Annotated in this window: 14 protein-coding genes and 1 pseudogene; 7 read left to right on the top strand and 8 right to left on the bottom strand. The window is 69.5% G+C overall.

Translation table 11 applies throughout. The features are described from left to right. Position 1: 1 nt before the first annotated feature. Positions 2-982, top strand: a complete 981-nt coding sequence (locus ACFYY2_RS18490; protein WP_388743803.1) for a helix-turn-helix transcriptional regulator — start codon at positions 2-4, stop codon at positions 980-982. A gap of 117 nt (positions 983-1,099) precedes the next feature. On the opposite strand, the gene ACFYY2_RS18485 is transcribed toward ACFYY2_RS18490, so the two are convergent. From ACFYY2_RS18485 to ACFYY2_RS18465, 5 genes are all read right to left on the bottom strand, one after another. Then, positions 1,100-1,672, bottom strand: a complete 573-nt coding sequence (locus ACFYY2_RS18485) for a Clp protease N-terminal domain-containing protein (RefSeq protein ID WP_388743801.1) — start codon at positions 1,670-1,672, stop codon at positions 1,100-1,102. Beyond that, the gene (locus tag ACFYY2_RS18480; RefSeq protein WP_073745141.1) at positions 1,672-1,881 is read right to left on the bottom strand and encodes a helix-turn-helix domain-containing protein; all 210 of its coding nucleotides are present in this window, start codon (positions 1,879-1,881) and stop codon (positions 1,672-1,674) included. Before ACFYY2_RS18480 ends, ACFYY2_RS18485 begins: the two co-directional genes overlap by 1 nt. A 32-nt stretch (positions 1,882-1,913) precedes the next feature. Further along, the gene (locus tag ACFYY2_RS18475) at positions 1,914-2,444 is read right to left on the bottom strand and encodes a GNAT family N-acetyltransferase (protein WP_388743799.1); all 531 of its coding nucleotides are present in this window, start codon (positions 2,442-2,444) and stop codon (positions 1,914-1,916) included. A gap of 11 nt (positions 2,445-2,455) precedes the next feature. Further along, a complete protein-coding gene (locus tag ACFYY2_RS18470; RefSeq protein ID WP_388743796.1) occupies positions 2,456-3,421 on the bottom strand; it encodes a zinc-binding dehydrogenase in 966 nt (321 codons plus the stop codon). A gap of 267 nt (positions 3,422-3,688) precedes the next feature. Continuing rightward, entirely contained in the window at positions 3,689-4,924 is a 1,236-nt protein-coding gene (locus tag ACFYY2_RS18465; RefSeq protein WP_388743793.1) for an NADP-dependent malic enzyme, read from the bottom strand. A gap of 520 nt (positions 4,925-5,444) precedes the next feature. On the opposite strand from ACFYY2_RS18465, the gene ACFYY2_RS18460 reads away from it, so the two are divergent. The 3 genes from ACFYY2_RS18460 to ACFYY2_RS18450 are packed head-to-tail and all read left to right on the top strand — an operon-like array spanning position 5,445 to position 8,142. Beyond that, complete coding sequence (locus tag ACFYY2_RS18460; RefSeq protein ID WP_388743791.1) at positions 5,445-6,404, top strand: ABC transporter substrate-binding protein; 960 nt, start codon at positions 5,445-5,447, stop codon at positions 6,402-6,404. 29 nt (positions 6,405-6,433) lie between these two features. Beyond that, on the top strand, positions 6,434-7,384 hold the full coding sequence (locus ACFYY2_RS18455; RefSeq protein ID WP_388743789.1) for an amino acid ABC transporter permease: 951 nt from the start codon (positions 6,434-6,436) through the stop codon (positions 7,382-7,384). Continuing rightward, positions 7,381-8,142, top strand: a complete 762-nt coding sequence (locus ACFYY2_RS18450; protein ID WP_388743783.1) for an amino acid ABC transporter ATP-binding protein — start codon at positions 7,381-7,383, stop codon at positions 8,140-8,142. Before ACFYY2_RS18455 ends, ACFYY2_RS18450 begins: the two co-directional genes overlap by 4 nt. A gap of 87 nt (positions 8,143-8,229) precedes the next feature. On the opposite strand, the gene ACFYY2_RS18445 is transcribed toward ACFYY2_RS18450, so the two are convergent. Then, a complete protein-coding gene (locus tag ACFYY2_RS18445; protein WP_388743780.1) occupies positions 8,230-9,003 on the bottom strand; it encodes a class I SAM-dependent methyltransferase in 774 nt (257 codons plus the stop codon). 88 nt (positions 9,004-9,091) lie between these two features. Between ACFYY2_RS18445 and ACFYY2_RS18440 the strand changes: the two genes are divergently transcribed. Next, positions 9,092-9,721 carry a CGNR zinc finger domain-containing protein gene (locus ACFYY2_RS18440; protein ID WP_388743777.1) on the top strand — a complete coding sequence of 210 codons (630 nt, stop codon included), beginning with the start codon at positions 9,092-9,094 and terminating at the stop codon, positions 9,719-9,721. Here the strand turns inward: ACFYY2_RS18440 and sodX are convergent. Further along, positions 9,625-10,062, bottom strand: a complete 438-nt coding sequence (gene sodX / locus ACFYY2_RS18435) for a nickel-type superoxide dismutase maturation protease (RefSeq protein ID WP_388743774.1) — start codon at positions 10,060-10,062, stop codon at positions 9,625-9,627. The two genes, ACFYY2_RS18440 and sodX, sit on opposite strands and share 97 nt — an antisense overlap. Before the next feature lie 168 nt (positions 10,063-10,230). Between sodX and sodN the strand changes: the two genes are divergently transcribed. Further along, entirely contained in the window at positions 10,231-10,626 is a 396-nt protein-coding gene (sodN, locus tag ACFYY2_RS18430) for a superoxide dismutase, Ni (RefSeq protein WP_033298259.1), read from the top strand. 7 nt (positions 10,627-10,633) lie between these two features. On the opposite strand, the pseudogene ACFYY2_RS18425 reads toward sodN, so the two are convergent. Beyond that, positions 10,634-11,388 (bottom strand): annotated as a pseudogene (locus ACFYY2_RS18425) (tyrosine-type recombinase/integrase); the annotation flags it as partial. Between the two features lie 423 nt (positions 11,389-11,811). On the opposite strand from ACFYY2_RS18425, the gene ACFYY2_RS18420 reads away from it, so the two are divergent. Continuing rightward, positions 11,812-12,351 (top strand): NUDIX hydrolase, encoded by a 540-nt coding sequence (locus tag ACFYY2_RS18420; RefSeq protein ID WP_030730888.1) that lies wholly within the window; start codon positions 11,812-11,814, stop codon positions 12,349-12,351. Positions 12,352-12,355 lie beyond the last annotated feature (4 nt).

Raw genomic sequence — 12,355 nt, 5'->3', positions numbered from 1 at the left:
CATGCCCCCCGTATTCGCCCACGGCCGTCTGCGCCTCTACCTCCTCAAGCTGCTGGACGAGGCCCCCCGCCACGGCTACGAGGTGATCAGACTCCTGGAGGAGCGATTCCAGGGTCTGTACGCACCGTCGGCCGGCACGGTCTATCCCCGGCTCGCGAAGCTGGAGGCGGAAGGCCTGGTCACCCACGCCACCGAGGGCGGCCGCAAGGTCTATTCGATCACCGACGCGGGGCGGGCCGAGCTGGCGGGCCGGGGCGGCGAGCTGGCCGATCTGGAGCTGGAGATCCGCGAGTCGGTCTCCGAGCTGGCGGCCGAGATACGCGACGACGTGCGCGGCGCGGCGGGGCAGCTCCGCAGCGAGATGCGCGCGGCGGCTTCCGAGTCCCGCCGCACCTCCGGCGGCCGGTCCGGCTGGGACCCCGGCCCGGGCGAGAAGGAGGCCTGGCGGACGGCGAAGGAGGAGCTGCGCAAGGCCAAGCAGGAGTGGAAGGAGCAGGCCCGCAGAGCGAAGGACGAGTCCCGCCGGGCCCGTGAGGACGCCGAACAGGCCCGTCGCCAGGCCAAGGAGGCGCACGAGAAGGCGCGGGAGCAGATGCAGAACGCCGCCCGGCAGGTGCAGGAGCACTTCGCCCGGGGCGACTGGCCCAAGGGCGTGCAGGAGGGGCTGGCCGAGATCACCGGCCGTCTCGGCAGCTTCGCCGGCACGGGCACCTGGCCGCACTACACCCGGCCCGCGCCGGAGGAGCCGCACGTCGAGTGGGCGGCCGACGCCGCGTCCACCGGCGATCCCGCCCGGGACCTGGACCGGCTCCTGGACCGCTTCCGCGACGACATCCGGGACGCGGCGCGGGACCGGGGCGTCACCGAGGACCAGCTCGCCGAGGCTCGTGGCCATCTGTCGGCGGCCGCGACACGGATCGAGGCACTTCTGCGGAAGTCCGCCGGCGCGGACGGGGCATCCCGGGACCGTAACGGCTCCTGACGCGCCCCGGACCGAGGTCCGGCGCGCGGCCCGGCAAGCCGGATGCCCGCCGGGCCGGCCCTGGGATCCGAGCCCCGGCGGGGCGGGCGCGGACCGGTCCGCGTCCACCCCGCCGGGTCAGCCGGCCAGGGCCTGCCCGTTCCCTCCGGCTCCGTAGAGCGCGCGCTCCACCGTCGCATAGGTCGCACCGTGGTCGGCCAGTACCTCGGCGACCACTCCGGGGCAGGCCGTCAGCGCGAGCAGGAGGTGCTCCTCGCCGATGAAGCGGTCGCGGCGCCCCAAGGCGATGCGCAGCGACTTCTCCAGCACCCCCTTCGCCCCGGCGGTGAAGGGCCGTTGCGCCGACCACCACCGGCGGCTCCTGCGGTCGCCCGCGAGGACGCCGCTACCGTGCGCGCCCTCCACTCGGGCCACGATCTCGGTGACGTCGATGCCGATGTCCGCCAGCGCCTCCGTGTCCGCCTTGGTGAGCCCGCCGCGGCGGCGCGTCTCCGCGAACGCAGCCTCGATCGAGGCCCTCCGGTCGGTGAGACCGAGTGCGGCCACGGCGAACGAGGCACGGCTGCCCTCCTGGTCCAGCAGGGAGAACAGCAGGTGCTCCTCCGTGATCGCGTCCGCTCCGGCCCGCTCGGCATGGGTCACCGCGCCCGTCACCGTGGCCCGGGCCCCCTTGGTGAATCGCTCGAACATCAATGCCTCCCGTACTTCTTGTGCACGGCCTGCCTGCTGACGCCCAGCTCGGCAGCGATCTCCTGCCACGACCAGCCCTTCGCGCGGGCGCTTCTCACCTGGACGGCTTCGAGTTGTTCCAGCAGCCGCCGCAGCGCGGCGACGGCACGGAGCCCGACACGCGGGTCGTGGTCGCCGGCACGGGCGGCGAGGTCCGTTGCTTCGGTCATAATGTCAACTTACGTTGACACCATGGGTCGCGTCAACCGAAATTGACAGGATCGGTGGCGAGACGCGCATGGCGCTCCACGTCGTAGCGCTCGCTCCCGTAGCGGAGCCTGGCGCGCTCGATGCCCTCTGGAGCGAACCCGGCCCGCAGGGCGACGGCGCAGGAGGCGGGGTTGTCCGTACGGTGCCCGAGTTCGAGCCGGTGGAGCCCCAGGCCGGCAAACGCCCAGCGTGCCAGTTCCCGCACGCCCGCCGCCGCGACACCCGAGCCGCGGGCCGACCGGGTGGTCCAGTACGACACCCAACCGGTGTCATGGATGTGGCTGACCGCGTTGACGGCCACGGTCCCGACGGCCGCGCCGTCCCGGACAACGGCCCAGGAGAATCCGCTGCCGGCGTCCCGTTCGGCCGCCCGTGCGGCGATCCAGTCCAGCGCCTCGGCCGTGGTCGTGACCGGGCCCGCCGCCTGACGGGCCATCTCCTCCGCCGCGAAGGCGCGGAGCACGGCAGGCGCGTCGCCGGACCGCCAGTGCCGCAGCACCAGACCCTCCGGTGTGGTCAGCACGTCGGCCGGGCTCACGAGGTGGTGAGCACGATCTTCCCGAACAGATCCCCGGCGGCCAGCCGCTCGAAGCCCTCCCTGGCCCGGTCCAGCGGCAGCGTCTCGTCGATGACGGGCCGTACGCCGGTGGCCGCGCAGAAGGAGAGGAGGTCCTCCAGTTCGTCCTTGGAGCCCATGGTGGAGCCGACGATCCTGAGCTCCAGGAAGAAGACGCGGGTCAGTTCGGCGTGCGAGGGCCGGTCTCCGCTGGTGGCCCCGGAGATGACCAGGGTTCCGCCCGGCCGCAGCGACTTGACCGAGTGGGACCAGGTCGCGGCCCCGACCGTCTCGATGACCGCGTCCACGCGCTGGGGCAGCCGGGCTCCCGGCTCGTACGCGTCCAGTGCGCCCAGCTCGACCGCCCGCTTGCGCTTCGCCTCGTCGCGGCTGGTGGCGAACATGCGGAGACCGGCCGCCTTGCCGAGCACGATCGCGGCGGTGGCCACACCGCCGCCCGCACCCTGCACGAGGACGGAGTCGCCGGGCCGCACACCGGCGTTGGTGAACAGCATCCGATAGGCCGTCAGCCAGGCGGTGGGCAGGCAGGCGGCCTGTTCGAAGGTGAGCTCCTTCGGCTTGGGCAGCACGTTCCAGCTGGGGACGGTGACCTGTTCGGCGAAGGTGCCCTGGTAGCGCTCGGTGAGGATGGAGCGGGGCTCGCCCGGACCGACCCCGTGCCCGGTCTGGCCGATGACGGAGTGCAGGACGACCTCGTTGCCGTCCTCGTCGATGCCCGCGGCGTCACAGCCGAGGATCATCGGGAGTTTGTCCTCGGCGAGGCCCACCCCGCGCAGGGACCAGAGGTCGTGGTGGTTGAGCGACGCGGCCCTGACCTGGACGGTGGTCCACCCGGACCGCGCCTCGGGGGCCGGGCGTTCACCCAGCTCGAGTCCGTCGAGGGGCCGGTCACGGTCGATGCGGGCTGCGTAGGCGGCGAACATGGCCACGACGATAGGCCGTGACGCGTCGTGAGGTAACCGTTCGATGGTGTGACACACACCCCAGAACCGGGGGCCGGTACGCCTGGCACCCCGGGTCGCCCACAAGCGGCTGCCCGGACGCTCCGGCGGCCGGTTCCCGGGTCACCGGCCGTACGCCGGTGACGGCCCGCCGGGACGCACGTGGCACCCGGGCAGGGAACACGGCGGGCCGGGGGCCACGGAACCGCTCTGCGGTTCCGTGGCGGCTCCGGCCCGCCGTGTCCGGTGTCAGCGCCTGGCCACACCTTCCGCCCGGGCCGCCGCCGCGACGGCGGCGGTGACGGCGGGGGCGACCCGCTCGTCGAACGGCGACGGGATCACGTAGTCCGCGGCGAGTTCGTCACCGACGACGTCCGCCAGGGCGTTCGCCGCCGCGATCTTCATGCCCTCCGTGATCCGGGAGGCGCGGACCTGCAGGGCGCCCGCGAAGATGCCGGGGAACGCCAGCACGTTGTTGATCTGGTTCGGGTAGTCCGACCGTCCGGTCGCCACGACGGCCGCGTACTTGTGCGCGACGTCGGGGTGGACCTCGGGGTTCGGATTGGCCATGGCGAACACGAACGCGCCGGGCGCCATTGAGGCGACGGCCGGCTCGGGGACCGTACCGCCGGAGACGCCGATGAAGACGTCGGCGCCCGCGAGCGCCTGCTCCAGGGAGCCCGTGATCCCGGCCCGGTTCGTGATCTCCGCCAGTTCGCGCTTGACCTCGGTGAGGTCGTCGCGGTCGCTGCTGACGATGCCCTTGCGGTCGGCGACGGCGACATCGCCGACGCCCGCCTCCAGCAGGAACTTCGCGATGGCCACACCCGCCGCGCCCGCGCCGGAGATGACGGCGCGCAGGTCACCGAGCGTCCGGCCGGACAGCTTCGTGGCGTTGCGCAGGGCGGCGAGCGTCACCACGGCCGTGCCGTGCTGGTCGTCGTGGAAGACCGGGATGTCGAGGCGCTCCTGGAGCTTGCGCTCGATCTCGAAGCACCGGGGTGCCGAGATGTCCTCCAGGTTGACCCCGCCGAAGGACGGTGCCAGGCGCACGACGGTGTCGACGATCTCGTCGGCGTCGGTCGTGGCCAGCGCGATCGGCACCGCGTCGACCCCGCCGAACTGCTTGAAGAGGATCGCCTTGCCCTCCATCACCGGGAGGGATGCCTCGGGACCGATGTCCCCCAGGCCGAGGACGGCGGTGCCATCCGTCACGACGGCCACGACCTGCGACTTCCAGGTGTAGTCGTGGACGAGTTCGGGATGCTCGGCGATGGCGCTGCACACCTTCGCGACGCCGGGCGTGTAGGCGAGGGACAGGTCGTCCTTGTCGCGGATCGGAACGGTGGCCTGCACGGCCATCTTCCCGCCGCGGTGAAGGGCGAAGGCCGGGTCGAAGGGCTCGTCCGCACCGCTGAGTCCGTCCGAACCGGCCGTGCCGTGCGTCTTGCTGTCGCTGCGAGGATTGACGATCTCCGCTGCCATTGTGTTGACCCCTTAAGTCTTCATCATTTGAGGGTGGCCACTCCTGGTTGAGGAGGGGTGGGCGGGCACCGCGTACGTTCCCGGCACCGAGCGGTTGGCCCGCTCCGGCAGGGGAGACACATACGCGCGGGCGCGCCGCACACGCGCCCTGAGCCCCGGATGAGGGGTGTAAAGGTCTTTCTTACCGGACGGACCCGGCCTCTTACGAGTCGGAATCGACTCGGTGAGATGACTCATAGCCGAAAATCTGGACAAGTCCACTAAGGGCTACAAAGGTCGTCCGTCGGTTGAGACGCACCGGAGATTCTCCGGAGCAACGCTCGCTTCCCCGCAGAAGGTCCCGCCCTGCGGCACCGGCCCGTTGGGGTTCGGGGGTCTCCCGTTACGCGATTTTGACATGACCGGCCCCCTGATTGGGTGAGTCCGAATGGCAAGATGCCCTAATCACGCAAGGTGGCGACACTCGAAGGTGCGTGCGTATCCACCTGACCTGCACTCTCACCGCCGGAGGATTCCGACCATGACCGCAAGCACCCTCTGTCGTTCGACCGCAACGTCCCGGATCGCCGCGGTCTGCGCAGTCGCGGTCGCGGGCACCCTGCTGCTGACCGCCTGTGGCGACCAGACCGACAGCGCGACCAAGAAGGACTCGGGCGCCTCCGCGACCAAGGACGCGCCGCTCGCCGACCTCCTTCCCCAGTCCGTCAAGGACAAGGGTGAGATCAAGGTCGGATCCGACATCGCCTACCCGCCGGTCGAGTTCAAGGACAAGTCCGGCAAGACGGTCGGCATAGACCCCGACCTGGCGGACGCCCTGGGCAAGCAGCTCGGCGTGAAGTTCGTCTTCGAGAACGGCACGTTCGACACGCTCCTCACCGGCCTGCGCTCGAAGCGCTACGACCTGGCGATGTCGGCCATGACCGACACCAAGGACCGCCAGGACGGAGTCGACTCCGAGACGAAGAAGAAGGTCGGCGAGGGCGTCGACTTCATCGACTACTTCACCGCGGGCGTCTCCATCTACACCAAGAAGGGCGACGACAAGGGCATCAGCACCTGGTCGGACCTCTGCGGCAAGAAGCTGGTCGTCCAGCGCGGCACGGTCTCCCACGACCTCGCCAAGGCCGAGAGCACCAAGTGCGGCAGCAAGGGCAAGATCTCCATCGAGGCGTTCGACAACGACCTGGAGGCCCAGACCCGGCTGCGCGGCGGCGGCGCCGACGCCGGCTCCTCGGACTTCCCGGTGGCGGCGTACGCGGTGAAGACCTCGGGCGGCGGCAAGGACTTCCAGCTGGTCGGCGAGCAGGTCGAGGCCGCCCCGTACGGCATCGCGGTCGCCAAGGGCAACGACGAGCTCACCAAGGCGATCGAGGCGGCCCTGAACGCGGTCATCAAGAACGGCGACTACGCGAAGGTCATCTCCAAGTGGGGCGTCGACGAGGGCGCGGTCACCGAGGCCAAGATCAACGGCGGGTCCTGACCGGGGACCGGCGCTGAAAGGCATCATCTGTGACTGACATCAAGACGGCGGATCCGGCGGACACCCCGCCCACCCCGCCCATCCCGTCGGCGGGGCCGGAGGCGATCAAGGCCATACCGGTGCGTCACTACGGCCGGTACGTCTCGGCGGTCGTCGCCATCGGCCTGCTGGCCGCGCTCGTCTACGCGTTCGCGCAGGGCGACATCAACTGGGGTGCGATCCCGGACTACTTCTTCGACGACCGGATCATCCGGGGCGTGGGCCAGACGCTGCTGCTGACCGTCCTCTCGATGGCCATCGGTATCGTCGGCGGCATCATGCTCGCGGTGATGCGGCTGTCAAAGAACCCGGTGACCTCGTCCATCGCGTGGTCCTACATCTGGTTCTTCCGGGGTACACCGGTCCTGGTCCAGTTGTTCGTCTGGTTCAACCTGGGTCTGGTCTTCGAATACATCAACCTCGGGCCGATCTACAAGGACGAGTGGTCGTCCTTCATGACACCCCTGCTGACCGCCCTTCTCGGACTCGGCCTCAACGAGGCCGCGTACATGGCGGAGATCTGCCGGGCCGGCCTGCTCTCGGTCGACGAGGGTCAGACCGAGGCATCGCACGCGCTGGGCATGAGCCACAGCAAGACGCTGCGTCGTGTGGTCATCCCGCAGGCGATGCGCGTGATCGTGCCGCCGACGGGCAACGAGGTCATCAACATGCTGAAGACGACCTCCCTGGTGGCCGCCGTGCAGTTCTCGGAACTCTTCCGTTATGCCCAGGACATCGGGCAGAACTCCGGCGCACCTGTGGAGATGTACTTCCTCGCCGCGGCCTGGTATCTGATCATGACCTCGGTCCTGAGCGTGGGCCAGTACTACCTGGAGCGCCACTACGCACGCGGTTCCAGCCGGAGCCTGCCGCAGACTCCGATCCAGAAGATCAGGGCCAACTTGCTGTCGCTGGGCCGCCCGAAGGGAGGCGCCGCATGACCGCCATGGTGAAGGCCGAGGGCGTGCACAAGTCCTTCGGCCCCGCGCACATCCTCAAGGGCATCGACCTCGAGGTCGCGCCCCGCGAGGTGTTCTGCCTGATCGGCCCGTCGGGTTCGGGCAAGTCGACGTTCCTGCGGTGCATCAACCACCTGGAACAGATCAACGCGGGTCGCCTCTACGTGGACGGCGAGCTGGTGGGATACCGCCAGAAGGGCGACAAGCTCTACGAGCTCAAGGACAGCGAAGTCGCGCTGAAGCGCCGGGACATCGGCATGGTCTTCCAGCGGTTCAACCTGTTCCCCCACATGACGGCGATCGAGAACGTCATGGAGGCCCCGGTCCAGGTCAAGGGCGAGGCGAAGGCCGTCGCCCGGGCTCGCGCGGAGCGGCTTCTGGACCGGGTGGGCCTCGCCGACAAGGCGAAGAACTACCCGTCCCAGCTCTCCGGCGGTCAGCAGCAGCGCGTGGCGATCGCCCGTGCGCTCGCCATGGAGCCCAAGCTGATGCTCTTCGACGAGCCGACCTCCGCGCTCGACCCCGAGCTGGTCGGCGACGTCCTTGACGTCATGCGCGGACTGGCCGAGGAGGGCATGACGATGGTCGTCGTCACGCACGAGATGGGCTTCGCCCGCGAGGTGGGCGACGCGCTGGTCTTCATGGACGACGGCGTCGTGGTCGAATCCGGCCACCCGCGCGATGTCCTGACCAATCCGCAGCACGACCGGACGAAGTCGTTCCTCTCGAAGGTGCTGTAGCACCGCACGAGCGACGTGAGGAGGGCGGTACGGACCGGGTCCGTACCGCCCTCCTCACGTCGCGGGCGCCACTGTCCGGCGCGGAAGCTACTTCACCGCGAGCACCATGCTGTCCGACGGAGAGGCCCAGACCGCCCGGGCCTCTCCGAAGCCGGACTCGCGGAGGGTGCGGGCATGCCAGTGGACGGAGGGCATGTCGCCGTCCGCGTGTTCGCCGTAGATCTCGAACCGTTCGGCGGTGGGTGCCGCGAGGGCCGGGTCCTTCGCCATCAGGGCCCACCACTCGCTCCAGTCCACGGCACCCGCGGCCTTGGCCCGGTCCATGACGGCGTGCCGCCGGGCGCGTTCGGCCGCGTTGATGCGAGGGGTGTCGGTGTCGATCATGTGGTCCGCGTTCATGAACACGCCGCCGTCCCTGACCAGGCCCCCGATCTGGCCGTACAGTGCCGCCAGCGGCTCGCTGTGCAGCCAGTGCAGGGCGGTGGCGGTGAGCACCGCGTCGTACGAGGTGTGCGGAAGCCGGCCGGTCCAGGCCGGGTCCTTGAGGTCGGCGGTGACGAGGGTGACCCGGTCGTCGCCGGCGAAGGTGCCGCGCGCGATGGCGAGCAGCGCGGGATCGAGGTCGACGCCCGTGCTGGTGGCCCTGGGGAACCTCTTGAGGAGCCGGTCCGTGATACTGCCCGTACCGCAGGCGAGGTCGAGCACCCTCGGCTCGGGTCCGACGACCGCCTCGACCATGTCCAGCATCACCCGGAACCGCTCCTCGCGGTCCGGCATGTACCACTCCTGCTGCCGGTCCCAGCTCTCCTGCCAGGACCGCCAGTCGGTATCCGTCGCCGTCACTCTGACCTCCGTCAGCATCGATGCACATCGTAATACTCATGCCTGGCGACCACCCATTACACTGGTCGCCACCCCGACCATAGACCGACCGCCGTAAGGACTACAAGTGGAACTGGCCTATTACTCGGACTACGCCGTGCGTCTGGTCAACACCGAGGAGCCGGCCCGCGGCAAGGACTCACTGACGACGGTCGAGTCCGTCCGCGAGTTGTTCGGCGCCAACGCCCAGGCGGCCCGCCGGGCGACGGACACGGACGTCACCCGTTTCCGTTCCGTGCGGGCGCGGCTGCGGACGGTCTTCGAGGCGGCGGACGGCGGCGAGGAGACCCTCGCGGTCGACCTGCTCAACTCGCTGCTGCTGGAGTTCCCCGTGAGCCCGCAGATCTCGGGCCACGACACACGGGACGACGACGGCAAGCCGGACTGGCACATGCACCTGGCCGACCATCCGTCGAACGCGACGGCGGGGTACGCGGCCATCGCGGCCATGGGGCTCGCGTTCCACCTCACGTCGCACGGGGTGGACCGGCTCGGCCTGTGCGAGGCGGCACCGTGCCGCAACGCCTACCTCGACACCTCGACCAACCGCTCGCGCCGCTACTGCTCGGACCGCTGCGCGACCCGGGCCAACGTCGCCGCCTACCGGGCCCGCAAACGCCTGGAGACGGAGCGGTCGGGCGAGACCCTCCGCACCGCCGACACGGCCCAGCCCAGCAGCCCGAGCAGCGAACGCTGATCCTTCCTCAGCGGCCGGTAACGGGCCCGCGCACGCGCCAGCACGAGCTCCTCGGGCACGGCCCCGTAGTCCGTACTGTCCCCGCCCGCGAACGAGTTGTCGCCGAGGACCCACCACCCGGCCCCCCGCCGCTCGGCGGCACGCTTCACGACCAGCAGGTCCTGCTGGAACGGGTGACGCAGGATGACCACGTCCCCGGGGCGCACCGGTGCCCCGTGCTGCACGAGCAGCCAGTCCCCGTGGTAGAGCGTGGGCACCATCGACGGCCCCGTCACCTCCACCACCTGGAACGACTTTCGGGCCGTCCGCCCGCTCAACGGCTCCTGCGCCGGCTCCGGCATCAGTGGCACCTCCCGGTCCATCCTCCAGTACACCGCTCCGTGCATTCGGCCACTGGTCGCATTCTCGCCTTGGACTTTTGGCCTAAGCCCCAGGGGGCAGCCGCAAAAAGCGGCTTCCCACGGAGTAATGTCCCACCTGAGAAGACGATCACGAGGAAGGACAGCCCCATGCTTTCCCGCCTGTTTGCCCCCAAGGTGAAGGTCAGCGCCCACTGCGACCTGCCCTGCGGTGTGTACGACCCGGCCCAGGCCCGCATCGAGGCGGAGTCCGTCAAGGCCGTCCAGGAGAAGTACCAGGCCAATGAGGACGCGGACTTCCGCACGCGCGCCGTTCTGATCAAGGAGCAGCGTGCCGAGCTCGCGAAGCACCACGTCTCGGTGCTCTGGAGCGACTACTTCAAGCCCCCGCACTTCGAGAAGTACCCGGAGCTGCACCAGCTGGTCAACGACACCCTGAAGGCGCTCTCCGCGGCCAAGGGCTCGAACGACCCGGCCACGGGCCAGAAGGCTCTGGACCTGATTGCCCAGATCGACAAGATCTTCTGGGAGACCAAGAAGGCCTGATCTACGGTTAGGCCGTCTGACCTGCGGTTTCGCTGGTCAGACTGCCTACCGGTCCGCACCCGGTCCGCAGGCCGCCGAGAACGGCGTCCCTCACGGACCGGGTGCGGTCTTCTTCGCCAGGCCACAGGTGCGCGTCGATCCGCAGTGTGATGACGGCGGAGGCGTGACCGAGGACCATCTGGACTTGCTTGACGCTCGTCCCGCCCGCGATGAGCGCGGGCCCTCCGCCGCCTGGAGCGCCTTGCGGGCACAGTTCCACTCGGTCTTCCACCGTCGATAGTTGAGCGGTTCCCCCTCCTCCATCGTGAACAGCCACTCCGTGGAGGGGCGCGCGGCGAGATGCCCGAGGGGCGCGTCGGTGACGACCTCCCCGACCGGAACCGTCCGCCGGGACTTGGCGGTCTTCGGCGGACCGACCTTCCCCGACTGAAGCCGCTGCCGCTCCACACGAATGCTGCCGGCCGTGAAGTCGATGTCCGACACCTTCAGGCCCAGCAACTCACCTATGCGCAAGCCTGACCCGGCGAGCATGACGACGGCCGCCCGGATGTACGGCGGCATCACACGCGCCATCACCTCGACCTGCGCGACCGTGGCCGGGGTGACCTCCTCGTCCGGTATGACCGGAAGGGTGATCCGGCGGCACGGGCTGGAGGCGATGACCTTGTCGTCCACGGCCGCCGTCATGAGACGCACGAGGACGTCATAGACGTTTCGCACACTGCCGGGGGCGAGCTGATCGGACAGGTGCTTGAAGAGCAACCCCGCACCTCGAAGCTGTCGCGCGCTACGAAGGCATCCTGCGGGCGACTCTCCCCGCCCAAGCCGACCGAATCCTGGCCGACCCCGCGTGGCCTGCTCTGACCACTGCCCTGCGCCGTGCAGAGGCTGGCAGCTACTCGCCGGCCTCTGTTCTCACCGCAGCCGCCGAAGGACGTGAACTCGACACCGCCGACCACCCGGCCCAGATGCTGATCTGGCGGCTCGACAACGCGTCAAGCCGACGACTCGCAGCCGCGAAGGCAAACAGCACAATGGCTGTAGAGCCGAGCATGCCAGCGGTCGTGCCTGCCGACTCCAAAGTTCCTCCCTCTTGTCGGCGTGGGCGATGATCCCCAACCTGACGGTCGGATTCTCGTCAAAGTGACATGCTGGATACTTCACTGAAACAAGGGAGTTGGGCTCATGCAGTGGACCGTCCATGGCGAGCGGCAGATCTACAACAACCCATGGGTGAATCTCTGGCTTGTCGACGTTCAGCAGCCTGACGGTCGGCGGTGGGAACACCATGTGGTCCGGATGCGGCACCTGGCCGTAGCCGCCGTGGTCGACGACCAGAAGCGCGTGCTGATGATGTGGCGGCACCGGTTCATCACCGACACCTGGGGCTGGGAGCTCCCGATGGGCCTCATCGAGGCCGACGAGACCCCGGAACAGGCTGCCGCCCGCGAGGCCGAGGAGGAGACCGGCTGGCGGGTGAAGGGCGTCAAGCCGCTCGTGTACGCGCAACCAGCGAACGGCATCACGGATTCCGAGCACTTCGTCTTTCGTGCCGAGCCCGCCTCGTATGCGGGCCCGCCGACCGAATTGAACGAGTCAGACCGAATCGAGTGGGTTCCGATCTCGGAGATCAGGGGCATGATCGACCGTCGCGAGATCGTGAGCAGTGGCAGTCTGGTCGGTCTGCTGTATCTGCTGCTGGACGAGGCGACCGGCGGCTCGTAAGGGG

It is taken from the genome of Streptomyces sp. NPDC001822, assembly GCF_042892135.1.
Classification (GTDB): domain Bacteria; phylum Actinomycetota; class Actinomycetes; order Streptomycetales; family Streptomycetaceae; genus Streptomyces.
This window is presented reverse-complemented; position numbering and strand designations above follow the sequence as displayed.

Excerpts from the sequence above, each read along its gene's own strand:
- ACFYY2_RS18490 (WP_388743803.1), top strand. The coding sequence starts at position 2 with ATGCCCCCCGTATTCGCCCACGGCCGTCTGCGCCTCTACCTCCTCAAG.
- ACFYY2_RS18450 (WP_388743783.1), top strand. The coding sequence starts at position 7,381 with ATGACCGCCATGGTGAAGGCCGAGGGCGTGCACAAGTCCTTCGGCCCC.
- sodN (WP_033298259.1), top strand. The coding sequence starts at position 10,231 with ATGCTTTCCCGCCTGTTTGCCCCCAAGGTGAAGGTCAGCGCCCACTGC.
- ACFYY2_RS18420 (WP_030730888.1), top strand. The coding sequence starts at position 11,812 with ATGCAGTGGACCGTCCATGGCGAGCGGCAGATCTACAACAACCCATGG.
- ACFYY2_RS18460 (WP_388743791.1), top strand. The coding sequence starts at position 5,445 with ATGACCGCAAGCACCCTCTGTCGTTCGACCGCAACGTCCCGGATCGCC.
- sodX (WP_388743774.1), bottom strand. The coding sequence starts at position 10,062 with ATGCCGGAGCCGGCGCAGGAGCCGTTGAGCGGGCGGACGGCCCGAAAG.
- ACFYY2_RS18445 (WP_388743780.1), bottom strand. The coding sequence starts at position 9,003 with ATGCTGACGGAGGTCAGAGTGACGGCGACGGATACCGACTGGCGGTCC.
- ACFYY2_RS18485 (WP_388743801.1), bottom strand. The coding sequence starts at position 1,672 with ATGTTCGAGCGATTCACCAAGGGGGCCCGGGCCACGGTGACGGGCGCG.
- ACFYY2_RS18470 (WP_388743796.1), bottom strand. The coding sequence starts at position 3,421 with ATGTTCGCCGCCTACGCAGCCCGCATCGACCGTGACCGGCCCCTCGAC.
- ACFYY2_RS18480 (WP_073745141.1), bottom strand. The coding sequence starts at position 1,881 with ATGACCGAAGCAACGGACCTCGCCGCCCGTGCCGGCGACCACGACCCG.
- ACFYY2_RS18465 (WP_388743793.1), bottom strand. The coding sequence starts at position 4,924 with ATGGCAGCGGAGATCGTCAATCCTCGCAGCGACAGCAAGACGCACGGC.